This window comes from Phaeodactylibacter sp. (genome assembly GCF_022763345.1).
GTDB lineage: Bacteria > Bacteroidota > Bacteroidia > Chitinophagales > Saprospiraceae > Phaeodactylibacter.
This window is the reverse complement of the sequence record NZ_JALEGS010000097.1, coordinates 1-24,988: the sequence shown is the minus strand read 5'-3', so window position 1 is coordinate 24,988 and position 24,988 is coordinate 1. Positions and strand designations below refer to the sequence as shown.

Annotated in this window: 20 protein-coding genes; 14 read left to right on the top strand and 6 right to left on the bottom strand. The window is 51.9% G+C overall.

The window, feature by feature from the left end; translation table 11 throughout:
- Window positions 1–6 precede the first annotated feature (6 nt).
- From MRY86_RS24310 to MRY86_RS24300, 3 genes are all read right to left on the bottom strand, one after another.
- Complete coding sequence (locus MRY86_RS24310) at window positions 7–768, bottom strand: hypothetical protein (RefSeq protein WP_282776334.1); 762 nt, start codon at window positions 766–768, stop codon at window positions 7–9.
- Between the two features lie 149 nt (window positions 769–917).
- A complete protein-coding gene (locus tag MRY86_RS24305) occupies window positions 918–1,730 on the bottom strand; it encodes a hypothetical protein (protein ID WP_293564150.1) in 813 nt (270 codons plus the stop codon).
- 194 nt (window positions 1,731–1,924) lie between these two features.
- Window positions 1,925–2,692 (bottom strand): hypothetical protein, encoded by a 768-nt coding sequence (locus tag MRY86_RS24300; RefSeq protein ID WP_282776337.1) that lies wholly within the window; start codon window positions 2,690–2,692, stop codon window positions 1,925–1,927.
- A gap of 562 nt (window positions 2,693–3,254) precedes the next feature.
- Between MRY86_RS24300 and MRY86_RS24295 the strand changes: the two genes are divergently transcribed.
- Together MRY86_RS24295 and MRY86_RS24290 are read left to right on the top strand one after the other, a co-directional pair.
- Window positions 3,255–5,618: an ATP-binding protein gene (locus MRY86_RS24295; RefSeq protein ID WP_293564153.1), complete on the top strand. Its 2,364-nt coding sequence runs from the start codon at window positions 3,255–3,257 to the stop codon at window positions 5,616–5,618.
- Between the two features lie 10 nt (window positions 5,619–5,628).
- Entirely contained in the window at window positions 5,629–6,384 is a 756-nt protein-coding gene (locus MRY86_RS24290; protein ID WP_293564155.1) for a response regulator transcription factor, read from the top strand.
- Window positions 6,385–6,398: 14 nt separating this feature from the next.
- Here MRY86_RS24290 and MRY86_RS24285 read toward each other — a convergent pair whose 3' ends face one another.
- Together MRY86_RS24285 and nhaA are read right to left on the bottom strand one after the other, a co-directional pair.
- On the bottom strand, window positions 6,399–6,641 hold the full coding sequence (locus MRY86_RS24285) for a hypothetical protein (RefSeq protein WP_293564157.1): 243 nt from the start codon (window positions 6,639–6,641) through the stop codon (window positions 6,399–6,401).
- Window positions 6,642–6,696: 55 nt separating this feature from the next.
- The gene (gene nhaA / locus MRY86_RS24280) at window positions 6,697–8,007 is read right to left on the bottom strand and encodes a Na+/H+ antiporter NhaA (protein ID WP_293564159.1); all 1,311 of its coding nucleotides are present in this window, start codon (window positions 8,005–8,007) and stop codon (window positions 6,697–6,699) included.
- Between the two features lie 319 nt (window positions 8,008–8,326).
- Between nhaA and MRY86_RS24275 the strand changes: the two genes are divergently transcribed.
- The 12 genes from MRY86_RS24275 (at window position 8,327) to MRY86_RS24220 (ending at window position 24,227) form a co-directional block, all read left to right on the top strand.
- On the top strand, window positions 8,327–9,397 hold the full coding sequence (locus MRY86_RS24275) for a fasciclin domain-containing protein (RefSeq protein ID WP_293564161.1): 1,071 nt from the start codon (window positions 8,327–8,329) through the stop codon (window positions 9,395–9,397).
- 232 nt (window positions 9,398–9,629) lie between these two features.
- A complete protein-coding gene (locus MRY86_RS24270; protein ID WP_293564163.1) occupies window positions 9,630–10,808 on the top strand; it encodes a TIGR03364 family FAD-dependent oxidoreductase in 1,179 nt (392 codons plus the stop codon).
- Between the two features lie 114 nt (window positions 10,809–10,922).
- Window positions 10,923–13,331, top strand: coding sequence for a TonB-dependent receptor (locus MRY86_RS24265; protein ID WP_293564165.1), 2,409 nt, complete (start codon window positions 10,923–10,925; stop codon window positions 13,329–13,331).
- Between the two features lie 157 nt (window positions 13,332–13,488).
- The gene (locus MRY86_RS24260; RefSeq protein ID WP_293564167.1) at window positions 13,489–13,776 is read left to right on the top strand and encodes a metalloregulator ArsR/SmtB family transcription factor; all 288 of its coding nucleotides are present in this window, start codon (window positions 13,489–13,491) and stop codon (window positions 13,774–13,776) included.
- A gap of 40 nt (window positions 13,777–13,816) precedes the next feature.
- Entirely contained in the window at window positions 13,817–15,148 is a 1,332-nt protein-coding gene (gene purB, locus MRY86_RS24255; protein WP_293564169.1) for an adenylosuccinate lyase, read from the top strand.
- Window positions 15,149–15,735: 587 nt separating this feature from the next.
- A complete protein-coding gene (locus tag MRY86_RS24250; RefSeq protein ID WP_293564171.1) occupies window positions 15,736–17,508 on the top strand; it encodes a hypothetical protein in 1,773 nt (590 codons plus the stop codon).
- A 162-nt stretch (window positions 17,509–17,670) separates the two neighbouring features.
- Window positions 17,671–18,576 (top strand): gliding motility-associated ABC transporter ATP-binding subunit GldA, encoded by a 906-nt coding sequence (gene gldA, locus MRY86_RS24245; protein WP_293571981.1) that lies wholly within the window; start codon window positions 17,671–17,673, stop codon window positions 18,574–18,576.
- A gap of 5 nt (window positions 18,577–18,581) precedes the next feature.
- Window positions 18,582–19,286 (top strand): hypothetical protein, encoded by a 705-nt coding sequence (locus MRY86_RS24240; RefSeq protein WP_293566015.1) that lies wholly within the window; start codon window positions 18,582–18,584, stop codon window positions 19,284–19,286.
- Window positions 19,287–19,292: 6 nt separating this feature from the next.
- Window positions 19,293–20,024 (top strand): gliding motility-associated ABC transporter permease subunit GldF, encoded by a 732-nt coding sequence (gene gldF, locus MRY86_RS24235; protein WP_293566017.1) that lies wholly within the window; start codon window positions 19,293–19,295, stop codon window positions 20,022–20,024.
- Between the two features lie 91 nt (window positions 20,025–20,115).
- Window positions 20,116–21,840, top strand: coding sequence for a gliding motility-associated ABC transporter substrate-binding protein GldG (gene gldG / locus MRY86_RS24230; RefSeq protein ID WP_293566019.1), 1,725 nt, complete (start codon window positions 20,116–20,118; stop codon window positions 21,838–21,840).
- A gap of 9 nt (window positions 21,841–21,849) precedes the next feature.
- A complete protein-coding gene (locus tag MRY86_RS24225; protein WP_293566021.1) occupies window positions 21,850–22,890 on the top strand; it encodes a DUF4340 domain-containing protein in 1,041 nt (346 codons plus the stop codon).
- A 74-nt stretch (window positions 22,891–22,964) separates the two neighbouring features.
- Complete coding sequence (locus MRY86_RS24220) at window positions 22,965–24,227, top strand: zinc dependent phospholipase C family protein (RefSeq protein ID WP_293566023.1); 1,263 nt, start codon at window positions 22,965–22,967, stop codon at window positions 24,225–24,227.
- Window positions 24,228–24,234: 7 nt separating this feature from the next.
- Here MRY86_RS24220 and MRY86_RS24215 read toward each other — a convergent pair whose 3' ends face one another.
- Window positions 24,235–24,801 (bottom strand): GNAT family N-acetyltransferase, encoded by a 567-nt coding sequence (locus MRY86_RS24215; RefSeq protein ID WP_293571979.1) that lies wholly within the window; start codon window positions 24,799–24,801, stop codon window positions 24,235–24,237.
- Window positions 24,802–24,988: the final 187 nt, after the last annotated feature.

The following is a 24,988-nucleotide window of genomic DNA, read 5'->3' as shown; positions in this document are numbered from 1 at the left end:
TCTTGCCTAATTTTTTGTACCTATGATGATAAAACTGAAGGGGAAATCCACCCTAGTTTGATTTGAAGCACCTGGAAATGTACGAATCTGAACTGCGTTAGTCGTAAAAACATCATGAATTACCTGGGCCTTCGATGGTTCATTGGGACGATTGACTGTGTCTTCAAAAGCAATTGCCAAAACCACCAGATCATCGGTAGTAGCAAAAGGTTCGTCAAAAGAAATATTATATGTACCTATTTGTATCCTGGACACTGTAAAACCGGCTCCGGCAGCTATGGTTCCATTAGCGTTTACAACCCCTCTTATGATCCGGGTCTTTGTAGCTACCTCCGCTTTATAATAGGTGGCGGTAAGGGCATAAGCCGCTGTATCCGCATAGGCAGCCGAGCTGGTACGCAGGGTATAAGGAGCAGAAGTGAGTTCGGTACGGGGGGTAAGTTCCTCCCCATCAACTACTACGCCCACATAAAGCGGGGAACTAAAATGGTCCGGGATCAAAGGATTGCCGCTGCCGAGGTTGTAGCTATAGACCCCACCGGCAATTTCCACCATTGCTGTATCGGCCCACAACGGGGTACCTTCCGTGGGCTGATCGTACAACCTGAAAATGAGCTCTTGCGCCCCGTTGGGCACGGGGGCACCGTCCACCCCTTGCAGGGTGCCCTGAATGTTGATTTTGCTGTCGTTTTGGGCGGAGAGCGCCAAAGCAAAAGTGCTGATGGTCGCCGTCAAAACGAAGTGAAGGAAATAATTTTTCATCATCATTTAAAAGATTGAAGTTTAGTCTAAGATGAAACAGGAAAGAAATTCCTGCCCGTTGCACCCCGAATTGATTTTTGATTTGAGTAATGGCTTTCCACTGACCGCAGCTTGGCAGATTAGCCACCCGGCATTATCTATCCTGGTTTCTAACCCTACTTTCGACCGACTATTATGATTTGAAATTCAATGGACTGAAAATTTTCAAATAAAAAGATATCAGCAGAAGTAGCAGAAACATTAAGATAACTAGGCATTTTATAAGAACCACCACTAGTATTAAATGCGTCAAATGCAACCGTAGGTGTAGAGGGAAACGGTTCGTTATATGTTATTCGATATGCTGGGTACGACCCAAGGGGATTGGGATCTAATGGAGTCGCCGTAAAACCGTCACTTACCACACCCGTTGGGGTAATTCTTCCCCGGATTATTCGCAGGTTTTTCATTACCTCTAAACTGTCAGTAGGCACAGCGAGGGCATAGTGAGCGGTATCCGCCTGAACGGCAAAGTCGGTACGCAGGGTGTAAGGAGCGTGGGTGAGTTCGGTGCGGGGGTCTATTTCAACGCCGTCCACCACCACAGCCACATAAACCGTAGCATCGAACTGGGCGGGGTCTAAAGGATTGCCGCTGCCGAGATTATAGCTGTATATCCCACCCGTGATTTCCACCACTACCGTATCGGCCCAAAAGGCCGTGCCGCTCGTGGGCTGATGGTACAACCTGAAGATGAGTTCCTGACCCCCATCGGCCAAAGGGAGACCATTCACATCGTTGAGCTTGCCCTGCACGCTGATCTTGGGGCCATTTTGGGCATGGAGCGCCATGGAAAAGACGCCCAATGTCAAAGCGAATAGAAGGAGAATTTTTTTCATCTGTTTATTTTTTTTGTTTTCAACTGCACAGATGCAGCTTACCATGATTAAATAATCATTTCCTTGTGTGTTTAATGATGATTTAATCATGGACGGTTCATCATTATTCGAAATGTTTGAGTTTTAATGTGACCGCCCAATTCCTGACTGCCGTCGGAATAGTTGTTTGGCGGACTCAAAACAGGTTATTGTGTATGGATCGAATCATGATCTTTATTGCAGGAGTCAGGAGCAGCACCATTTGCTCATAAGGACAAACGTGGCGTTACCCACTACGCCTTACCTTACTTGGGGCCGATCGCTATGAATTGGAATTCTGCATCTTTCTTACAACCATTGGCGGAGCTGCAATCAAACGAATTCAGTTCAACACTGGATGGCGACAAATCTTTGATATTCATTGTTCTGTTAAAAAAAGCAAAGTTTTGTTGAACATACTTAGAAATTGCGTAGACCGCAGGGGTATCAGAAAATGGTACGTCGAAAATTATTTCATATTGACCAGTGCCTGTTTTGGACACTGTAAAACCGGTACCAGCATTTACGTATCCCGAGATACTTACTACACCTCTCACCATCCGAAGTTCTTCCTCGACCTCCAGGCTATCGCTCTGGGGAGACCCGGAGGAAAGGGCGGGGGTGGAATGGGCAAAGGCGACCGTATCTGCGTGAGTGGCAGAGTTGGCGTAGAGGGTATAAGGAGCATAAGTCAGTTCGGTGCGGGGTTCAAGCTCAAAGCCCTCCACCGAGACGCCCACGTAAAGGGTGGAGCTGAACTGGGCAGGATCCAAGGGGACATCGCTGCCGAGGTTGTAGCTGTATACGCCGCCCGAGATTTCCACTACTGCTGTATCGGCCCAAAGGGCAGTGCCCCCGGTGGGCTGATCGTAGAGTCTGAAGACGAGCTCCTGCTCCCCATCGTCCACGGGCGTGCCGTTCATATCGCGGAGGATGCCCTGCACGCTGATCTTGACTTCATTTTGGGCAGTGGCGAGGTTGGCCGAACAAGTGAAAAGGAACAGCGCAACAAACAGCCGAAAGAAACATTTCATATTGGAACATTTTTTACAGCGCAGCGGGGTTGTTTTATCCGCAGTACTGCCTGGAAAAGAATAGAAGAGTTAATGAATGTATGGGCTTGCCATGAAGATGATTCAAAGCAGAATCAGGCCAGCCAATGACAGATCAAGTGATCGCAAATGGAAACGGGGTTGCTGGGGTTGAGGATTGTTTTTCATGCGTGAACTGGTTGTGGATTAAACAAGGGTTTAGCAGGTGTACGATGGTCGTTACCGTACACAAAGGGTTCGTACCGTTGTAGTTATTGGGACGATGCTACCAGGTATCAACAGCAAGGATTTGGTGAGGGTACACTACTACGCTTGAGTTGAATGGGCAGTCTTAGCTTTTGGGATGAATTTTAAGTGTTGTAAAAGTAGTTTTTAGATATTTAAAAAAACCGTAAATGTGGCGAACGCAGGAAATGCTGTGGTGAACGCCTGCAAACCCGTGGCGAGTAAAACTGTGACAGGATACTGTTCACATTACCTGCTGCTACCTTTTAGTTTTCTCAGCAAAAGGCCCTATTTTCACCTTCAATAAATGCACTTAAAAATGAAAATCGTAAGGTGGGCCTGCCTCATGGTGCTACTATTTTGGCAAATTGCGCTGCAGGGGCAAAGCAGCACAAACGCAGCGGACAGCCTGGCGCAGATGCTGCAACAGGCTAACAGCCCTCAGGAGCGGGCCACGGTCCTACAAAATCTGGTACAGGCCAATTGGAGCAGTGATAGAGATCAGGCCAAAGCCTACCTCAGGGAGCTGGAAGAGGTGGCCGGCCAACTGGAATCAGACAGCATCACCGCTTTTGTGTACCTGCATCAGGGGCACCTCCGCTATCAGGCCGGGGAGTATGAAACGGCCAGAGCGCTTTACGAGCAAGCCAGCCAGTTGTACGAAAAGTCAGGGCTGCTCTCCCCTGCCCTCCAATGCCAGGCCAGGATGGGCATCATGCATAGCCTGCAGGGCGCCTATCCTGAAGCAGAAGCCCTCTACCGGCCCGCGCTCCGGAAGGCCCGTCAGGTGGGCGCAGCCGATGCAGAGGTTTTTATCATAGCACAACTGGGCACGCTTTTTCACTATCAGGGTGTCTTTGATTCTGCGCAGCAGTACTATAATGCCGCTATTGCCCATTATCGGGAGAGCGGCGACTCCCTGTATATGACCCGCCCAATGTATAATCTGGCGGTTTTACAGACGGATGCCGGCAAGTATGAGAACAGCCTGCAGACTTACACCGCCATTTACGACTTCCAAATGAGCCGGGAGGCTTATGAGGATGTAATGATCACGCTGGAAGGCTTGTCTCAGGTCAACAAAAATATGGGCCGCCTGAGTGATGCCGCGGACAATTTGCTGGAAGCCTACCACCTCAGCGAACAACTGGGCGACGTCCGTATGAAGGTGCAGGCATTATTGGGCATGGCCCTCATTGAAGGGGAACGCGAAGCTTACGACCTTTGCAAATCCTATCTCAGGGAGGCGCTGAGCCTGAGCCTCAGGCTCGAAAATGCCGATCTGATCATGGCTGCCTATTACCGGCTGGGGCAGTTGTACCATGGGCTGAAGGAGTATGACTCCGCTGCGGTTTATATTACAGAGGCAATCTCCAGGTTGGATGAATTCGGTACACAGCGCTATGCTCAAAACTTTCTCCTGCAGCTCGGGCAGGTTTATGCCAATGCCGGGAAGCTTGAACAGGCAGAGGAAACGGTACAGCAGTTAGGTGCCTATCAACCGTCTACCTTCGGGGGGCAGGATCTTGTTTCCTATTACCGCTTACGGGGTGTCATCAGCGAGGCGAAGGGAGACCATCAGGGTGTCATTCAGTACCTCTCCCCTTCTTATGAAGCTTACCGGAAAAACCGTATCTACGAGCAAGCCAAAGAGGATGCCCTGACGCTTATGAATGCCCACAAAGCACTGGGGCAGACAGATGAAGCCCTGTACTATGCGGAAGCTATCCACGAACTCCGGGACACCCTTGACCAAAGCAAGGACCTGGAGCGCCTGGCCGAACAGCGCAAAGATTTTGAGTTTCAGCTGGAAAAACAAAAACTGGAGGTGGAGCAAGCCAAAGAAGCCGCCATCCTCAAGGCTCAGGCCACACAAAACCTGATACTTGCCATTGGCGGGCTACTGCTTGCCGTGCTTGCCTCCAGCTTTTTCTGGTACACCCGCCGCAAAAATCAGACGATCGCCTTGCAAAACCAGCAGCTGCAACAGCTCAACGAGACCAAAGACCGCCTCTTTGCCATCATCGGGCATGACCTGCGCAAGCCGGCCATCGCCTTCCGCGGTATTACCAAAAAGGTCAACTACCTGCTGCGCAAAAAAGACTTCACCACGCTGGAAAGACTGGGGGCAGAAATCGAGCAGGACGCTGCCGGGCTCAGTCAGCTTACCGAAAACCTCCTCAACTGGGCCCTCACGCAACGCGATGTCATGCCTTATCAGCCTACCCAACTGAAGCTGCTGCCGCTGCTGGAAGATACGGCCGCGCCATTCCAAACCGCGCTCCAAAACAAGCAGCTGGATTTGGAATGGGCCATACCCGAGGATACGGTCATCTTCAGTGATGCCAATGCGCTGAGCACGATCGTGCGTAACTTGCTCGATAACGCCATTAAATTCACGCCGGAAGGGGGACGGATTACCATCGAAGGCACCTCCGATGAGGGCTTGTTCCGGCTCAAGGTGCGGGACACCGGAGCAGGCATGCCGCCCGAACAGCTGAAGGAACTTTTCCTGCTCAAAAAAGGCCGCACTCAGCCCGGCACGGCTGGCGAAAAAGGGTCAGGGCTGGGGCTCCACCTGGCCCATGAGCTTTCAAAACTCAACCAATCTACACTTGGTGTGAGCAGTAATATTGGAAAAGGCACTATATTTACCCTTAGCCTGCCCCTGAAAGCTACTTAACCCAGATGCTATGTCTTTGACGCCTCTTAAAATCCTGATTGTTGAGGATAACCTTTCCTTTGCCCTCGAGCTGGAGATGCTCCTCGATGAAATGGGCTATACCGACACCCTTCGCGCCGACCATTCCGGCACCGCCCTCGACTACATCTACAGTCAGGAGCCCGACCTCATCCTGATGGACATCGACATCAACGGCAACCTCAGCGGGCTGCAACTGGGGGAAAAGATCGCCCACCTCGACATTCCCGTTCTCTACATCACTGCCCTGCAGGATGCCCCCTATCAGGAAGCTTCCCGGCAGTCCAACACCATTGGCTATCTGGTGAAGCCGGTACAGCCACTGACCCTGCGCTCCGCCATTGACCTGGCCATCGCCAAAGTGCGGATGCTGAAAGACAGTGAAAAGAGTGACGCTCTTGAGAACCGGGAACACTTTATCACACAGCAGTTTTTCTTCTTCAAAAAGCGGCATATTTACTACAAAGTCGCCATCAAAGATGTCCTCTACGCCCAGTCGGACGACAACTACGTACAAGTGCAGGTGCGCAATGCAGAAACTTTCACCCTCCGCATCACGCTAAAAAACCTGGAGGAACTACTGCCCTCGGAAGCCTTTCTGCGTACCCACCGCCGGTATATTGTGGCTGTAGAGCATATTGAGGCTATCAACTTTCAGGACAGTACCCTGCTGATTGATGGTATAGAACTTCCTGTCAGCCAAACCAAACGGCAGGAACTGGAAGCCCACATCCAAAAACTAGGCTGAGGGGACAGCACTATCTACTCTCTGTCCTCACAGGCGCCTTCTTCCCAGTAGGTGACACCACCATAATTTTCGGCATAGCAGGAGTTCGAGTAGGTTTTGCCGTCACAGCCACAGACGGGCTGATAGATTTCGATACAGGCAGCTGCCTTGTCAATCTTAGAAGCGTCAACACAATCATCGGCTACGGCACCGTTGCGGTTGCAGGTAGCGCTCATCAGGATTAAAGCCAAAGCTGAGATCAAAAATGAATACTTCATTGGTAATGAGGTTTTGCAAAGAAACGCAACATTGAGCTTCTGAGTTGCATACCCGCTACCGGGAATCGCTTTTCGGGCTGCCCAGCGCGCGCAGTATCAGAAAACCCGTCAAGCCAGCGATCAGCGAGCCGATCAGAATACCCACTTTTGCGGAGTCCAGTAGTGCGGGGTTGTCCTTAAATGCAAGGTTGGCAATGAAAATAGACATAGTAAAGCCTACCCCGGCCAGGAAGGACACGCCGAGTATTTGCATCCTGCTCACGCCATCGGGCAGTTTGGAAATGCCCAGGCGGAGCGCCAGGTTGGACATCAGGAAAATTCCAACAGCTTTGCCCACAATCAGGGCCAGGGCAATGCCCAGAATGAGGTTCATATTCAAGGCCGTATCCGTGCTCACCGTGACACCGGCATTGGACAAGGCAAATACGGGCATGATCACGTAAGCGACCCAGTCGTGCAGCTTATGCTCCATGCGCTGCAGGGGCGACTGCACCTCCGTGGTCCATTCATCCAGGTTGTCAATATGCTCTATCTGCGCTTTGGACAACAAGCCGTTTTCCTGACGCGGGGCTTTAATGATCTTTTCCTGCAACTCGTCCAGCGCCTCCATAAACTCAGGTATCTTCACCTTTCGGTGAATGGGAACGGTAAAGGCCAGCAGCACGCCGGCAATAGTAGGATGGATACCGGCCTTAAGGAACAGCAGCCAGACCACCACGCCCAGCACCATGAGCAGGTATTTGGAGTACAAGCCCCGCATGGTCAGCAGGAATAATACCCCTAGAATAGCAAAAGCAATCAGGATCAGCATCCACTTGATGCCCGAGCTGTAGAACAGGGCGATGATGAGCACAGCCCCCAGGTCATCTACGATCGCAAAAGCCGTGAGAAAGACCTTGAGGTTGAGCGGCACCCGGTCGCCCAGCAATTTCATAATGGCCAGGGAAAAGGCAATATCTGTGGCCATAGGAATCGCCCAGCCGGCCAGCGCCTCCGGATCGTTATTAGACAGTACAAAAACCAACGCAGGGAAAGCAATACCCCCGATGGCTGCGAATAATGGGAAAATGGCCTTTTTGGGCGCGTTTAACTCTCCCACGGAAAGCTCCCGCTTAATTTCCAGCCCGATCAGGAAAAAGAAGAGCGCCATAAGCCCATCATTGATCCAGAGGATGACAGGCTTCACCAGCTCAAAGTTGGTCATACTTACACCGACCTCGTACCCCCAGATAGCCTGATAGGAATCGCCAAAAGGAGAATTAGCCCAAACTACGGCAACGATCGTCGCTGCAAAGAGCAATACTCCACTGAGGCTTTCAATCTTTATGAACTTCTCCATTGGGGAAGTCAGCAGTTGCTTTAACATGGTCTTTCGTTTTTGGACGAAAGAATAACACCGGTAATTCCAATGCGTTCGCAGATATTGTATCATTTCTGCAGGGTGCAGTTGAATTCGTCAAACCGTTACACTCATTGAGGTTACATGCCATAAGGCCGACCATTATTCAAAGTCTTCTGAGTAAATGGTGAAGGGTTCTGTAAATCGTGAGGTTTCCTTGTAAAATAAATCCATTCCGCCAAATCATTGACACAATAGCGCAATTGGCTGGAGGACCGGAACAAAAATAAAATTGACCAAGTTCAGATATCGAAATTCATCATTTTGTACACCAAACCATTTAACCATGCAAATTTCATTTAACCGCTTTTTCGCTTTTCTGGCGCTTTCTTTCTTAGTTTTCTCTTGTACAGAAGAGGCCATTGAAGCTCCAAAAGAAGCTGTGACACTTGGTACCATCGAGCAATTCCTCGGGGTAGAAATTAACACGCCCGAAGATTTTCCCAAACAAAGAGCACTTACAGAACAAGAAATAGAAAAGATTCTGGCCTATGTAGATGCAGAAATACAAAATGCCGAAAACAGTGAGTTGGACTTCCGCCGCCGCAACTTTCTGAACTACCGCCTATTTGTCCTTGCGGCTATTAGAACTGGGGTGGTAAATGACATCATCAATGCTGAGGTCACCGTATTCGCTCCCACCAATGACGCATTTGCGGCTATTGGCATTTCTAACTCTGCTCAATTGGCGGGGGTACCTACGGATGCACTTCGAGCTATCCTCGAATACCATGTTATCCCTTCGGGACGGTTCTTTGCAGCGGACCTGGAGAACAAGTTTTATTTAACAACTGCCGGTCCAGCAGTTGAAGTAGCAGTAGATGCCAGTGGGGTGACAGTGAACGAGGTCAATGTTGTTGACGCAGATGTCTTCTTTGCATTTTTGTTTAACGGTGTTGCACACGGTATCGACCAGGTCCTGATGGCGCCTGATCAAACAATTGTCGAAATTGCTATCGCAGCAAACAACGATCCTGGCGAGTTTACACAGTTAGTGGCAGCAGTAGTAAGAGCTGATCTGGCCGGCACGCTATCTGGCGAGGGCCCATTTACTGTATTTGCTCCAACGGATGAGGCATTCAACGCACTATTCGATGCACTGGACACGGATGTTAATTCCATCGACATTAATCTGCTCACAGAGGTGTTACTCTACCATGTTATTCCTGCCCGCGTTTTCTCTACGGACTTGACCAATGGTCCGGCAAATACATTGAACGGTAGTGTTGGGATAGACGTCGACAATTTGCAGATTATCGATTCTACCACAGAACCTGCCAATCTAATCCCGGGATTATTGAATATTCAGGGCAGCAATGGTGTCATCCATGCTATTGACAAGGTCTTGCTTCCATAATCCTGCACGCTATTACCCGAAGCATATCCTATCCCGAATCCTGGAAGTGGCCAGGGTTCGGGGTTTTATTTTCCCCTTCCGTTTCCCTTTTCAATCCTAAAGACGATTAATGCGCTGACTCATTCATCAAAAGCGGCTAGTCTAAGTTTCGCAACAGGATTCTTAATCCAGGCTTAACACCAAAACCACATTTTAAACATCGGGAATACGCACCTTTGCAAAAACCGCAACTATGGCTACTGCTACCTATGACCTCTTAGTGGTCGGCGCCGGCGTAATGGGCACCTTCCACGCTTACCACGCCCGCCGTGCCGGGCTGAAAGTCGCGCTTATTGAACAACACAAACACCCGCAGTCGGCTTCCACCCGCAATTTTGGGCAGGTGGTGCCTTCTGGCATGAATGCCAAATGGCAAACCATCGGCCGGCGCAGCCTTGCCCTTTACAAAGACTTACAGCAAAAGGTTGACCTTTCGCTACAGCCTAATGGTTCAGTTTATATTGCTTCCAACGCAGAAGAGGAGAGCCTGATTGAAGAGCTGGCTGCCCGAAACCAGACCGCTGACTACCCTTCCCACCTGCTGACCAAAGCGGAATGCCTGGAGCGCTGGCCGGTTCTACACCCCAAGTATTGCAAAGCAGGCCTGTTTTTCCCGGAGGAGATTTCTCTTGATGCACGAGTGGCCGTACACCGCGTAATCGGCTATATGGTAGAACAGATGGGCTTGGATTACTTTCCAACCTGCCAGATTCAACAGGTGGAAATGGCAGGGGATGATGTGCGGTTGTTCAGCAGTGACGGACGAGCTTTTGCCGGCGTACAGGCGGTGATCTGTAGCGGCAGTGAATTTCAAAATCTTTTTCCGGAGCTATTTCGCGAAAGTGACCTCGTAGCCACTAAGCTGCAAATGCTGCGCACGGAACCTCAGCCCTCACAGCCCATCCTGGGCAACATCCTCACCGGGCGCACCATTCGCCGGTACGAAAGCTTTACGGAGTGCCCCTCTTACGCTGCGATAAAGGCGCGGGAACCAGAAATGGGCTTTGCCAAGCAGTACGGTGTGCATATCCTGCTAACTCAGGCGCCCGATGGCACAGTTGTCCTCGGTGACTCCCACGAGTACGCGGATGCCAAAGACAAAGATGACCTGGGGTACGAGCTCGACAATACCATCAACCGGTTTATGATGGATGAGGCCATGAAAATTTTCCAGCTTCAAAACTGGCGGATCCAAAGTGCGTGGTGCGGCATTTACAGTCAGTGCAAAACCCGGGATTTGTTCCAGGAGACTATTGATGGCCGCCTTCACATTGTCACTGGTATTGGCGGCAAGGGTATGACAGGCAGCCCGGGCTTTGCGGAGCAGCATATTGAGCAGCTCTTTGCAGAAGTGCTGGAAAAGCAGGAGTAGCCGATTGTCATTGGCCTGCTTTGCCGTGCCCCCGACCTGCCCTCCATTGCCCCAAGCCCCAATTTTCCCTACCTTCGCTGGAAAAACGGGGAGCCGGCAAAGGCTCTGCTAGGTATGACAAAATCATTTTTTACGCTACTGGGGCTATGGCTACTGGCATTGCCTGCCTTGAATGCCCAATCACTTACCCTGACTAATACAGCGCAAACGCCTCTGCCGGGCGCTACAGTTGTTGGGCAGCCCAGCGGCAATTTTACCATTACGGACCAGGCCGGAAAGGCGGACCTGAGCCCTTTCCCGGCTTCTGACACGCTGATGATTCAGCTCTTGGGCTACAAGACGTACCGGACCCCCTACGCGGCTGCCCAGGCACAAGGCTTCCGTTTACAACTCAAGGTGACCGCCCTGGCACTGGATCAGGTCGTCATTTCCGCCAGCCGATGGGCACAGAATGCCAGCCGTGTCCCTAACCGGGTTGCCACCATACAGTCCGAAGAAGTATTGCTGCGCAATCCGCAAACCGCTGCTGACCTGTTGGGCAGTTCTGGGGAGGTATTTATTCAGAAAAGCCAACAGGGCGGCGGCAGCCCTATGATCCGGGGCTTTGCCACCAACCGCCTGCTGATTGCCGTGGATGGCGTGCGAATGAATACGGCTATTTTCCGGAGCGGCAACCTGCAAAATGTAATTTCCCTAGACCCCTTTGCCACCGAGCAAACCGAGCTGCTTTTTGGGCCCGGCTCTGTACTCTACGGCAGCGATGCCATAGGAGGCGTCATGGCTTTTTACACCCTCACGCCTACCCTCGCCGATAGTCAGGATCGGCAGTCTTCGGGCAGCGCGGCCCTGCGCCATGCTTCCGCAAATGAGGAACTAACCGGGCACTTTGACATCAATATTGGCGGGCAAAAATGGGCAATAGTGAGCAGTTTTTCCCATAACCGCTACGGCGATCTCCGGATGGGGCAGCATGGGCCGGATGACTACCTGCGCCCTTTTTACGTGGAGCGCATTGATGGCGTCGACAAGGTGGTTTCCAACCCCGATCCCCTGCTGCAAACGCCTACGGGTTACAAACAGACCAACCTAATGCAAAAGGTGCGGTTCCGCCCCAATACAGACTGGGACTTCACTTATGCTTTTCACTATTCTGCTACGACCGAATATGCCCGCTATGACCGCTTAGTCCGCACCCGAAATGGGGTGCCCCGGAGTGCGGAATGGTCCTATGGCCCACAGGTATGGCAAATGAATCAGCTGCAGGCTTCACATACTGGGCAAAACACGCTTTACGATGAAGCCCGGCTAAGCCTGGCTCATCAGTTTTTTGAGGAAAGCCGCATTGACCGGGATTTTGGCGACCCGGTCCGCCGCACCCGCACCGAAGCCGTGGATGCACTTTCGGCCAATCTGGATTTCACCAAGCGCCTGGGAGGGCAGCAGCGCCTCTTGTATGGGCTCGAAGCCCTCTTCAATCAGGTGCAATCCAACGGGTTACTCAATAACCTGGACACCGGAGCGAAAAGTGCCGGGCCCGCCCGTTATCCTCAAGCCGACTGGCAATCCTACGCAGCCTACCTGACCTATCAGCTTGAAGTCAGCCCCAAGCTCCGGTTACAAACCGGTGGGCGTTACAACCACTTTTTGCTGAATGCCGATTTTGATACCACCTTTTTCCCATTTCCCTTTACCATCGCAAGCCTGAATAAAGGCGCACTCACTGGCAGTATCGGTGCAGTGTACCGCCCCAAGCCGTCCCTGGGGCTGCGCGCCAACCTCTCGACTGGGTTCCGCGCGCCCAATGTAGATGACATTGGAAAAGTATTTGATTCTGAGCCGGGCGCTGTAGTTGTGCCCAATCCCAACCTGGGTGCGGAGTATGCTTACAATGCAGAACTGGGCTTTTCCAAGGTTATCGGAGATGTGCTACAGGTCGACCTGACGGGCTACTATACTTGGCTTGACAATGCGCTGGTCAGGCGGGACTTTGAGCTTTCAGGCCAGGATAGCATCCTCTACGATGGTACATTAAGCCGGGTGCAAGCCGTGCAGAATACAGCTCAGGCTTGGGTCTATGGCATACAGGCAGGTGTTGAAGCGCAATGGCTCAATGGGTTGGGGCTGCATGCCCGCTTCAATTATCAGGAAGGACGGGAAGAGCTGGAGGAAGGGGGTACCACCCCACTGCGCCATGCGGCACCCTGGTTTGGAGTGCTCAGGTTGCAATACGAGCAGGAGGCTTTCCGGCTGGAACTGAACGGGCAGTACCACAGTTCCTTTGCATTTGAAGACCTGCCATTAACCGAGCAGGACAAGCCGTACTTATATGCCGCAGACGCTAATGGCAATCCGTATGCGCCGGCTTGGTATACGCTGGACTTCCGGGCGCTTTACCGGGTCAATGACACTTTCACCCTTAGTGCCGGGGTGGAAAACCTGACCGATCAGCGGTACCGCCCTTACTCCTCAGGGCTGACGGGTGCCGGGCGGAATGTGGTGCTAAGCGGCCGGGTTAGGTTTTAGGCGTTGTTTCCGGACCAGGTGCCAACTTTGGAATTGCAGCCGGACAAAGTTAAGTCAAGCCTCTCTATTCCCGAAAACAGTGGAGAAGAGTGGAAAATGCCCTTATTTTTGAGCGGTTATCCTGCCCCAACCTACCTACTTTGAAAACTCATGATCAATGGTCGCAACACCTCACTTTAAATCCTTCGAAAAGCAAACGGAGCAGCTCCGGGCGATTGCCCATCCTGTACGGCTTGCCATTCTTAACCTGCTCTACCGGCAGGCCCCCCTTACCGTTACGAATATCCACGAAGCGCTGAGCATTGAACAGGCTACGGCTTCTCATCACCTGAGGATTTTAAGGCAGGCTGGGATACTGCAGCCGCAGCGGGAGGGGCGCTTTGCGTACTATGCCCTAAAGAGCGATACCTTTGGGGAAATTCTGGAATTACTGGAAAACTCATGATTTTGTTCCTATTTTTGCGCACGCAAAAATCAAGGACGTTATGCTCACCGCTATTTCCCCTATCGACGGGCGCTATGCCGCCAAGACTCAAGACCTTTCTCATTTTTTCTCCGAATTTGCCCTGATCAAGTACCGGGTACTGGTGGAGGTTCAGTATTTCACGGCATTGGTGGACCATCCGCTGCCGCAACTGGCAGACTTCCCAAAGCCTAAGCTGGATGACTTGCTACGGGTGGCCAATCAGTTCTCAATTGAAGATGCAGAACGCATAAAAGCCATTGAAAGGGTCACCAACCACGATGTCAAGGCGGTGGAGTATTTTCTTAAGGAGCAGTTTGATGCGCTCGGGCTGGAAAAATACAAGGAATTCATCCACTTTGGGCTGACCTCTCAGGATATCAATAACACAGCGACTCCTCTGATGATTAAGCATGCCCTTTATCAAGTATGGCTACCAGCGCTCAAGGAGGTCCGTGGCAAGCTGTCAGGCCTGGCCGAAGAATGGTCGGGCATTCCGATGCTGGCACGCACGCACGGGCAACCCGCCTCCCCCACTAACCTGGGCAAGGAAATTCAGGTGTTTGTGGCCCGCATTGACGAGCAACTGGAACAGCTGGACCGCATCCCGTTCAAAGCCAAATTTGGAGGTGCTACCGGTAATTTCAATGCTCACTATGTCGCCTATCCGGATATAGACTGGCATGCCTTCGGTAAAGCCTTTGTGGAAGAAGCGCTGGGCATCCACCGGGCTTTCCCCACTACACAGATTGAGCATTACGACAACCTCGCTGCCATTTTCATGGCGCAAAAGCGCATCAACACCATCCTGCTCGACCTTTGCCGGGATATCTGGACTTACATTTCCATGGACTACTTCGGGCAAAAGGTGGTGGAAGGCGAAGTCGGCTCCTCGGCCATGCCGCATAAAGTCAACCCCATCGATTTTGAGAATGCGGAAGGCAACCTGGGCGTCGCCAATGCGCTTTTCACCCATCTGGCCGATAAGCTCCCTGTTTCCCGCCTGCAGCGCGACCTGACGGACAGCACTGTACTGCGCAACGTTGGAGTACCCTTTGCGCATGCCCTGATTGCGTTCAAGTCCATCAAAAAAGGCCTTGGCAAGCTTCTCCTGAACCGTGCCAAACTGGAGGCCGATCTGGAGAAAAACTGGATGGTCGTCGCCGAGGGCATACAAAATATCCTTCGCCGGGAAGGCTACCCACAGCCTTACGAAGCGCTGAAAGCCCTGACCCGGGGCAAGACGGCCATTACCAAAGCAGATATCCACACCTTTGTGGACGGACTACAGGTGGCTGATGCCATTAAGGCAGAGCTAAAGCAGATTACGCCACAGAACTATGTGGGGAAATAAGCTTATAGCGTATGGCTTCGCCTGTTAATCTACTGTTTCCGGCACCGCTTTGATAGCGCCTGGGCTTAGCGCTATCCCTTTAGAACATTGCACATGCCGCACCTTCGGCGCGGGCAAGCAGCAACAGATTGTGGTTACCCGCATGCAGTCCCTAACGGGACTCCGAGGGGTTGCTCACACGTTCCATTTAGCCTAAAAAGCGGGCTAGAGCTGTAACTGCTATGTACACAAGCCTGCTAGCCCGGCCCCGATAGGGGCATAATGTGGGTAACTCCAAGGCATCGTAAGGTCTCCGCGCCGTAGGTGCGGAAGGTGAGCTACTCAAGGCGGCTGCCCTATAAACCCTGCCCTTTCTCGTTTGGCACCGGACCTTTTGACAAAGGTACATGCCGCACCTTCGGCGCGGGCAAGCCTTAACCATGACAAGTTACCCACCTTTAGCATCTGACGGGGCATCCAGTGTTTGACTATGGCTTAAAGACTTCGGTGGTGGAGCCCCGCCAAAACACCCTTAACGTTTCATTAGGAAGCAGGACTAAGCAATTGTCCCAAATACACGTTAACTTAGGACAAACATTCTCCAAACTATGCGTGGATATCCCGGATTACTGACCGCCCTTGTGCTAGGGCTCCTAGTCAGCTGTTCTCAGCCTGAGCCTAAGGCGGTGCCGACTGATCAGGCCGGGTCTCTGCCCATACACGAAGCACCCGTTGCGCCAAGCGACTACCGGATTCAGTGGGGCAAGTTGAGTATTCCGTTGTCCAAATTCGCTAATCCGGAAGTTTACAAGGGCGAGGCGGCACTTCCGCTGGATGAGTTCAAAACGCTGATCGGGCAGCCGATGCAAGTTTTCAAAGCAACCCAGTCCCTACCCTTTGAGGTCGTGCAGCTTCACCGGGAGCCTTATCAGCGGTTTGGGCCCTTTTGGTTTTCTTATCCTGCTTTTATACCTGAACAGGGATTTGATGCATCAGTGGTGTCTACTTATCAAAACGGCATTCGCCCGGGAGATGTCATCAGCCTGCGGATAGATGCAGCTGACAGCATCCGTATCCAGTCCCTGCACATCAGGGTCATAGACCCCATGCTGCCCTACAGTCCTGTAGTAAAGGTACCACACCCCCGGCATACTCAGGAATCTTTTGGTTTTCAGGTCATACAGGAAAGCGGGCAGCGACCCATCCTTCGTATTGATACTTCGGCAACAGAGACCCGCCATATTTACGAGCTGTACCAGCAAAACGCCCTCTACAAAATCGTTCACGTACCGGGTTTCCAGACCTACAACCGCCTGCTGACCGACCGCGATCAGCTCTTCTCCACACAGGAAATCCGCCGCACCACCACGCTTACGGATCCGCTAGACTGGAAAGCCCTGCCCGACTATATGGACTACCGGGGGCCGGAGGTAGAACTGCGCTGGGGGCCACTGAGCGCTAATCCAATGAGCCCCAATTATCATCTTTGGCAGATTGAAGGGCAGTTATCAGAGTCGCTTCGGCTGTTTGTGGGCACAAGCACGCTGCCTATTCACAGTTTTCAACTTATCATTGCAGGGGCTGATCAACAACCTGAAATGTGGGTGGCCAACAGCCTGCAGCAGCCCGAGCTGGCTAAGCGGCTCTGGCAGTTGCAGCCTGCCCAAACCCTTTATTTTAACCGGATAATAGTAGAGCCTGAGCCAGGCTGCCTGAAACTTTTCCCGCAGGCGTTTGCTTTTAATATTGAATCGGCACGCCCCTTCCGGCTTATCCTAAAGGAAACCGACGCGGTGGTGCCTTTCTTTAGCGCAGGCCAGGATACAACCGTATCCCCCGTCCGGCTGTCTATGAAAGGGACGCCTTTATCCGTTGCCTTGCTATCGCTGCTGGAACTGGATAGCAATCAAGTCCACTGGAGTGGGCTGCATCAAGACCCCCAACTGGACATCACTTTTGCGTCAAGCCGGTATGCGCTATCCGATGGCAAAGCGATGATATTAGAGCAACTGGAAGAGGAATACCGGTTAGAGATAGATTGGCGGCCGACGCCACCACAGTATGACTTGCAACTGAAAGACAGCCTGTTGCTGCAGGAGCATCTGGCTTTTGAAGATTCCGGGCGCATCATTTGGGACCAACAGGAACGGACGGCACTCGTCCTCCGGGCACCACTTTCAGGAGTGCTACAGCTCATGCAACGCGAATTGGGCGTGCCAGTGCAAAACAACCTGCCGGTTTCGGAAACAGCGCTATTCCGGGGGCACCTCGACTTTAGCAGCATTGCTGCCGCCCGGTCCTCGCTGGCACAATTTGGGTTATCTTTGCAGCGATCCAAAGCCTGTTCGCAGGTCGTCATCCGACAAAGGCCACTGCAATAGTACTGAGCCTTAATAGTGGGGCAAAATAAAAAGCACAACTTCCGGAAAGCTTTTGCCCCGCCATTGTACAACCCCGGTTGTGCGTTTTATTTTTCGGGGAGCCCTTAGAAGTCGGGCTTGCGGTCATTTTTTTATAGTTTTGCGGACTAAAATTTGAATGCTATGTCGGTAGTGGTGCAAAACCTGACGAAGATATACGGGGAGCAAAAAGCGGTCAACAATATTTCCTTCGAGGCGAAGCCCGGGCAGGTTCTAGGCTTTCTGGGGCCTAACGGTGCCGGAAAGACCACCACCATGAAGGTCCTGACTTGCTACATCCCCCAAAGCAGCGGGCAGGCGACCGTCTGCGGCTATGATGTACAGGAAGCGCCTATGGAGGTCCGAAAAAACATTGGCTATCTACCTGAGCACAATCCGCTTTACCTCGATATGTACGTGCGGGAATATCTCCGGTTCATTGCCGGGCTCCACAAGATCAACAAGCCCAATCAGCGCATCAGGGAGATGATCGAAATGACGGGGCTGGAGCGGGAGCAGCGCAAGCCGATTGGTGCCCTTTCCAAAGGTTACCGGCAGAGGGTGGGTCTGGCGCAGGCCTTGCTGCATGACCCTCAGGTGCTGATCCTTGATGAGCCTACCGCCGGGCTTGACCCCAATCAGCTGGCCGATATCCGGGCGCTGATCAAAAAACTGGGCGAGGAGAAAACCGTGATTTTTTCCACCCACATTATGCAGGAGGTAAAAGCCATCTGCGATCGCGTGGTGATCATCAACCGGGGGAATCTCGTAGCGGACGACACCATCGACCACCTGCAGTCCGTCACTACCGGAGAGTCGGTAATTACGGTGGAATTCCAAAGCAAAATCCTGCAGCAGCAGCTCAAAAAGATCACCGGCGTGAAGGAAGTCCGCCACCTGAATGGGTACCGTTACCAGATCCTGGCAGATGCAGAAGAGGACTTGCGGGCATCGGTCTTTGATTTTGCAGTAGACCAAAAAGTGAAGCTGCTGGAGATGCGCAAAGAAGTATTTGAGATGGACGAGGTATTCCAGCGCCTCACAAAATAACGCCTATGCCTGCACTACAACGACTCCTTATTGGTTTGCTGCTTGCGCTGCCCATCTGGGCGAGTGCACAGGCAGACTCTGCCCAGCTCAAAGCGGCTTTCCGGTTTCAGGATGGGGTGTACCTCTCCATAGAGGCACTTCGGAATAACCAGCCCGACTACCGCTGGAAGGACCTGAGTGCAAAGCTGGCCGCCAATGCGGAATCTTACCGGGCGCAGGCGGAGTACATCCGGTCCAAAGACGGAGTTGAACTCCCCAGAGCGCGTATTTGGGGGATGGTGCTGGATGGCCTGCCTTATATTCTGTTGCCGAACGAAGCGGTGAAGGATACTTCGGTGCTGCACTTCGCCGGTTTGCGGGTTCGGGGCCGTATCTGTTACTACGAATTCGAGCGCGAGGTGGAGCGTCTGGTGGAAATCAAAGCCTACAATCCACTGACCGGGCGCCCGTTCCGGCGGGGCAATATTTCCAAACGGGAAATTATCAATGAGGCACGTATACTGCACCTGCTTACCGAACAGCATGGCCCACTAGATCAGCCTACCCTGATTAGCATGATTGGCGATGATACCAAGATGTACCGCACCGTGGACGAGCTCCCAGCAACCGCTAGTACCGACATGCTCTACAAATGTGTATTGATTTACGATGACCGCAATCCAATTTATATCCCTGTACCGAAGAAAGAAGCCACAAAATCCAAAAAGTAAGCCTACATGCAAAGCATATTCCTGAAGGAAGTCAACGCATTTTTCAGTTCCCTGATCGGCTATATTGTCGTTGGGGTTTTCCTGGTCATTACCGGGCTCATTCTTTTCGTATTCCCCGACACGAGCCTGCTGAATGTCAACTACGCCAGCCTGGGGCCACTTTTTGAAATTGGGCCGATGGTGTTTCTCTTCCTGATACCCGCTGTGACGATGCGGTCCTTTGCAGAAGAGTATCAAAGCGGGACTATTGAGCTGCTGGCGACCCGGCCTATAACCAGTCTGCAGATTATTATGGGCAAATACCTGGCCTGTATGGTACTGGTGCTTTTTGCCCTCATCCCTACTCTGCTGTACTACTACACGGTTTATCAGCTGGGGTCTCCAGTTGGGAATATCGACAGCGGTGCAGTGCTGGGCTCCTATATCGGGCTGTTTTTCCTGGCGGCTGCGTACGTGGCTATCGGGCTGTTTGCCTCCTCCCTCTCCAACAATCAAATTGTCGCCTTTCTGCTGGCGACCTTCCTGGCTTTTTTCCTGTACTACGGCTTTGACTTCCTGAGCCGGTTGCCGGGCCTGGTGGGAAAGGTAGACGATGTGGTGCAGATGTTTGGCATTGATTACCACTACCGGTCCATTAGCCGGGGGTTGATCGATAGCCGGGACATTATATACTTTCTCTCGGTTATTGCCCTGTTTCTGGGCCTTACCCTGTTTTCCATGGAACGACGGAAGTGGTAAAACAGCAAAAGGCAGCATTCACCTATTCATAGGCAACCCTTGCACAGTTCTAATTGTATCATTGACTTAAGATCGTAACCTTTACGCTCCGATGGCTAAGCAACAACAAAAGACTCAATTTATTATACAACTCCTGCTGTTCTGTGGAATTTTACTGTTCCTCAATATCCTGGCGAATGCACGGATTGCAGGCAAGCCTTTGTACAGCTTCCTGGACATGACGGAGGAAAAGCGGTTCACCCTTACCGACCCTACCCGGGAACTGCTGGAAGACCTGGATGACGTGGTGTACATCCGGGTGCTGCTGGAAGGGGAATTCCCTGCCGGATTTAAGCGGTTGCGCAATGCCACACAGGATATCCTGGACGACTTCCGGGGCGTCTCAGGCTATGTAGAATACGAGTTTGAAACCCCCAACCGCGGCACAACCCAGGAAATCAATGAACGCCGCAAAAATCTACGCGATCAGGGTATCACGCCCACGCAACTGACGGTAAAGGGCGTAGAGGGCACCGAGCGCAAAATGATCTACCCTTACGCTATCGTTTTCTATAAAAACCGGGAGCTGGCGGTTAACCTCCTGGAAAATGACGTGCCCGGCATGCCTCAGGAACGCACCCTGAATAACTCTGTAGGCTTGTTGGAATATAAACTGGCCAACGCTATTCAGCGGCTGCGCAGTACCGTACAGCCTAATGTACTTTTTACCACAGGCCACGGCGAGCTGGAACGCATTGAAACCGCTGACCTGCAAAAAACATTGGAAGGTTATTACGAATTTGGCCGGATAAACCTGGACAGTGTGGTGTACATCGGTGAAGAAGCCGACTTACTGATTGTGGCCAAGCCCACACAGCCTTTTTCCGAAAAGGACAAATTTAAGATCGACCAGTATGTCATGCAGGGCGGAAAGGTCCTCTGGCTGTTGGACAAAGTACGGGTGGACCTCGACAGCCTACAGGGCCGGGCACAATACTACCCCAATGAGTACGACCTCAATCTGGATGATCTGCTGTTCCGGTACGGCATCCGTATTCAGCCCAATCTGGTGCTTGACTTGCAATGCTCAAGTATTCCACTGGTGGTAGGCATGCAAGGCAATGCTCCACAGTTTGACAATTTCCGGTATCCTTACCATCCTGTGGTGGCCCCAAAGGAGCGCCACCCTATTGTCAACAACCTGGGGCTTGTAAACTTCAAATACCCCAGCACAGTCGACCTCGATGTGACCACAAAAACGGAAGTGGAAAAGATCCCCTTGCTTCAGTCGTCTGACAACAGCCGGGTGCAGTACATTCCAGTAGAAATGAATTTCGAATTCCTGCGCTACGACCTGGACCCAGGCAAATTCAATGCCGAGCCACAAACACTGGGATTGCTGCTCGAAGGCACCTTTCCTTCCCTGTATGAAAACCGCGTCACTCAAAGCATGCTGCAGGGTATGAGGGACCTGGGCCTGGAATTCCGCAATCAAAGCTTGCCTACTAAAATGGTCGTGATTTCCGATGGGGACATTGCCCGTAACAAAGTAGGTCGGGACGGCAAACAATTTAGCCCCCTGGGCTTTAATGAATTCGACAAATACCTTTTTGCCAACAAAGATCTGATGGTAAATACCCTGGAGTACCTGATCAACGAACAGGGCGTCATTCAAGCGCGGGGCAAGGAAATTAAGCTTAGACTGCTAGACACCGTCGAAGCTCAGGAGCGCAAAGGGTTTTGGCAGTTTTTGAATATTGGAGTGCCACTCCTGTTTTTGGCACTGTTTGGATTTGCATACAACTTGGTACGGCGGCGCCGATTTGCTGCTAAATAAAACTTAGAGATGAAAAGAACCTTAATTTTACTGGTCGTTTTCCTGCTGCTCGGCGGTGGGGCTTTCTGGTACCTTTCCACAGATGATGAGCGCAATAAAATGACCCTGGCGGGCTCCGACCGGAACTTCGCCCTTGAAGACATGAGCCAATTGCATAAGATTTTTATTGCTGGCCGTAAAGGCGAGCGCACCACCCTCGTGCGCAATGGTGAAGGCGGATGGGATGTAGAAGGCGGGGGCACAGCCAACCCGCATGTGGTGGAACCTCTGCTGGAAGTTATTAGGAATGTCCGCATCAAGTATAAGCCATCAGACAACGCCTTGCAAAACATGGTCAACACCCTGGCAACTCAGGGTAAAAAGGTGGAGCTCTACGATAAGAAAGGCAACCTCCTCAAGTCCTATTACATAGGCGGGTCTACCGCCGATGAGCGGGGTACTTACATCATTATGGATGGGGCAGAGCAGCCTTATGTAGCAGAGATTCCCGGTATTTCCGGCAACGTCAGCGTGCGGTTTGACCGTCAAGGGGATGAGTGGCGGGACAAGACCCTCTTCTCAGAAAAAGTGGAAGATATCAAATACCTTTCTGTAGAGTATCCCAAGCAGAAGAATCAGTCTTTCATTTTGGAGGCGCAGGGCACCGACTATACCGTAAAGCCATTCTATGACATTACCCCAACCATCAAACGCCCATTCAAGGAAGGCAGTGTCGAAGCTTATCTTGTGAACTTCAGAAATGTGGGCGCAGAGGCCTTCCGCAATGAACATTCGGGGCGGGATTCCATTTTGCAGACCATCCCTTTTTGCAGCATCACGATAGTCAACACGGATAAAGATACCACCCGGGCCGTATTTTACCCTATCATCAAAGAGAAAGTAACGACACAGGACCGTAAGACAGGAGAATACGTTACAACCGGTGGCTACCTGGACCGTTACTTTGTACTACGCAACCGGCAGGACTTTATGCTTGCGCAGCACCTTGTAATGGAAAAGCTATTTTGGGGATATGGGTCTTTCTATCAGGACACCAACCTGTTAAACTGACGATTGTGGGGTTACTTTAAGCCCGCTAAAGCTTAGTTTTACCTCATTCTTAGACATAACAACCGATCCGGAACATGAATCATCAAGCGCCATTTCGCTCAAGGCAAATAGGCAGAAATGCCCTCATTGCCGCCCTATTACTGCTCATCGGGCTGGGTGCCGCTCCCTCTGAGCGCTGGGGTTTCTGGGGCCACCGCCGGCTCAACCGGATGGCCGTATTCACCCTCCCTCCGGAGATGGTCGTGTTCTACAAGAAAAATCTGGAGTACGTCACCGAGCATGCCGTAGACCCCGACAAGCGCCGCTACGCTACCCGCCACGAAGCCGTACGCCACTACATAGACATTGATCACTGGGGCACCTACCCCTTCCCGGAGGTACCAAGAGACTGGACCGAAGCCCTGATGAAATTTACGGAAGTGGGGGTTGTGGGCTCCGACGGGGATACGACCCTGCTACACCGGGATACCGTAGGCCGGCAGGTGCTTATTAGCCTGAATACAGATGGGGGCGCGCTACAGGTGCCGTATCAATCGGACTACAAGACCTACTTCATTCAGGAAATCATGCCGCAGTACTATGAGGACGAATGGAAGCTGAGCTGCGATACGCTGGCAATGCTATTTGGGCTAAGCCCGGGGGCGATTGATTGTGAAAAAGCCTATGCCGTTGACCATTTTTCAGAATACGGCATTGTCCCATACCATTTGCCGGCTATGCAACGCCGACTGACTGCTGCCTTTCGCAACCGGGATATCCCGCGTATTCTGCGCATTTCTGCTGAGTTTGGGCATTATATTGGGGATGCGCACGTGCCTCTTCACACCACCACCAATTACAACGGGCAGCTTACCGATCAGGTGGGCATCCACGCCTTTTGGGAAAGCCGGATACCCGAGCTGTTTGCCGATCAGGAGTACGATTACTTTGTAGGTAAGGCCGAGTACATCGCCAATCCTAAGGATTACTACTGGGATGTTGTACTGGCCAGCCACCTCCTTGTCGATAGTGTCCTGCAAATTGAGCGGGACCTGAGCAAGACCTTCCCGGAAGACAAGCAGTACTGCTACGAGGAGCGCCTCGGCCGGACCATTCGCACCCAATGCCAGGAATACGCTAAAGCTTATCAGGAGCGGATGAAAGGCATGGTAGAAGACCGAATGCGCGCTACCATCCTTTCTATTGGCAGCGCCTGGTACACCGCCTGGGTGGATGCCGGGCAGCCTGACCTTGACAATATCGACAAATACCAATATTCGCCGGAAGAGATGGAGGAACTACAGGTCTTGGAAGAGAAGGCGCGTAGTGGAAATCAGAAGGGGCGTGCGCATGAGTGATTTCCGGTTACAAGTTGGGATTCACCTTCCCATACGTCCATACATCCAATATCCGCCCCTTCTTCACGATCGCTTTACGGGCAATGCCCTCCCGTTCGAAACCAGCCTTCTCCAGTACCCGTTGGGAAGCAGAGTTAACATGAAAGACATTGGCGCACACCCGGCTGTGCTGTAAGTCTTCAAAGGCGTGTTTGACAATCAAACCTATAGCTTTAGACATAATCCCCTGCCCCCAAAATGGCTCGCCCAGCCAGTAGCCTAATTCTACTGAGGCCGCGTAAATGTCGGGCTTGAAGATCAGGCTGATGACGCCTATGAGCCCTTCTCCCCGATCGATGGCAAAAACCGATTCTCCTTCATTTTCTGCTGCGTAGTTGATAAACCAATGCGCACTTTCCACGGTGTAGGGGCTTGGAAAGCGGTCCATCAGGTTGGCGGCAATTTTTGGGTTGTTGGCGTAGGTGGTCAGTTGTGGTGCGTCTGCTGTGGTCAGACGGCGCAGCTGTAGGTCTCGTCCCTGCAATGCTTTTTGCCGGAAGGCTGTCTGGAAGTTGGGTATGGGTATGGTTGGCATGGTCCTTAGATTTCAAGGAGAAACGTCAAGCCTCATGTAATCGTTCCTCCGGAGGATATACCGACAGCCCATTCTCAGTCCAGGGTCGCAGAATTGCTGTCTATTGGAAGCCAGAATTGGGAACCACGGAATACACGGAATGCCGCTTTTTGGGGCCACATTGAAATTAGAACCTTGGTCTGTGTGT

Coding starts and splice junctions, on each gene's coding strand:
- MRY86_RS24260 (WP_293564167.1), top strand. CDS start 13,489: ATGGTCGCAACACCTCACTTTAAATCCTTCGAAAAGCAAACGGAGCAG.
- MRY86_RS24265 (WP_293564165.1), top strand. CDS start 10,923: ATGACAAAATCATTTTTTACGCTACTGGGGCTATGGCTACTGGCATTG.
- gldF (WP_293566017.1), top strand. CDS start 19,293: ATGCAAAGCATATTCCTGAAGGAAGTCAACGCATTTTTCAGTTCCCTG.
- MRY86_RS24295 (WP_293564153.1), top strand. CDS start 3,255: ATGAAAATCGTAAGGTGGGCCTGCCTCATGGTGCTACTATTTTGGCAA.
- MRY86_RS24220 (WP_293566023.1), top strand. CDS start 22,965: ATGAATCATCAAGCGCCATTTCGCTCAAGGCAAATAGGCAGAAATGCC.
- MRY86_RS24275 (WP_293564161.1), top strand. CDS start 8,327: ATGCAAATTTCATTTAACCGCTTTTTCGCTTTTCTGGCGCTTTCTTTC.
- MRY86_RS24250 (WP_293564171.1), top strand. CDS start 15,736: ATGCGTGGATATCCCGGATTACTGACCGCCCTTGTGCTAGGGCTCCTA.
- gldA (WP_293571981.1), top strand. CDS start 17,671: ATGTCGGTAGTGGTGCAAAACCTGACGAAGATATACGGGGAGCAAAAA.
- MRY86_RS24270 (WP_293564163.1), top strand. CDS start 9,630: ATGGCTACTGCTACCTATGACCTCTTAGTGGTCGGCGCCGGCGTAATG.
- MRY86_RS24215 (WP_293571979.1), bottom strand. CDS start 24,801: ATGCCAACCATACCCATACCCAACTTCCAGACAGCCTTCCGGCAAAAA.
- MRY86_RS24300 (WP_282776337.1), bottom strand. CDS start 2,692: ATGAAATGTTTCTTTCGGCTGTTTGTTGCGCTGTTCCTTTTCACTTGT.
- MRY86_RS24310 (WP_282776334.1), bottom strand. CDS start 768: ATGATGATGAAAAATTATTTCCTTCACTTCGTTTTGACGGCGACCATC.
- MRY86_RS24290 (WP_293564155.1), top strand. CDS start 5,629: ATGTCTTTGACGCCTCTTAAAATCCTGATTGTTGAGGATAACCTTTCC.
- purB (WP_293564169.1), top strand. CDS start 13,817: ATGCTCACCGCTATTTCCCCTATCGACGGGCGCTATGCCGCCAAGACT.
- MRY86_RS24240 (WP_293566015.1), top strand. CDS start 18,582: ATGCCTGCACTACAACGACTCCTTATTGGTTTGCTGCTTGCGCTGCCC.
- gldG (WP_293566019.1), top strand. CDS start 20,116: ATGGCTAAGCAACAACAAAAGACTCAATTTATTATACAACTCCTGCTG.
- nhaA (WP_293564159.1), bottom strand. CDS start 8,007: ATGTTAAAGCAACTGCTGACTTCCCCAATGGAGAAGTTCATAAAGATT.
- MRY86_RS24225 (WP_293566021.1), top strand. CDS start 21,850: ATGAAAAGAACCTTAATTTTACTGGTCGTTTTCCTGCTGCTCGGCGGT.
- MRY86_RS24305 (WP_293564150.1), bottom strand. CDS start 1,730: ATGATTAAATCATCATTAAACACACAAGGAAATGATTATTTAATCATG.
- MRY86_RS24285 (WP_293564157.1), bottom strand. CDS start 6,641: ATGAAGTATTCATTTTTGATCTCAGCTTTGGCTTTAATCCTGATGAGC.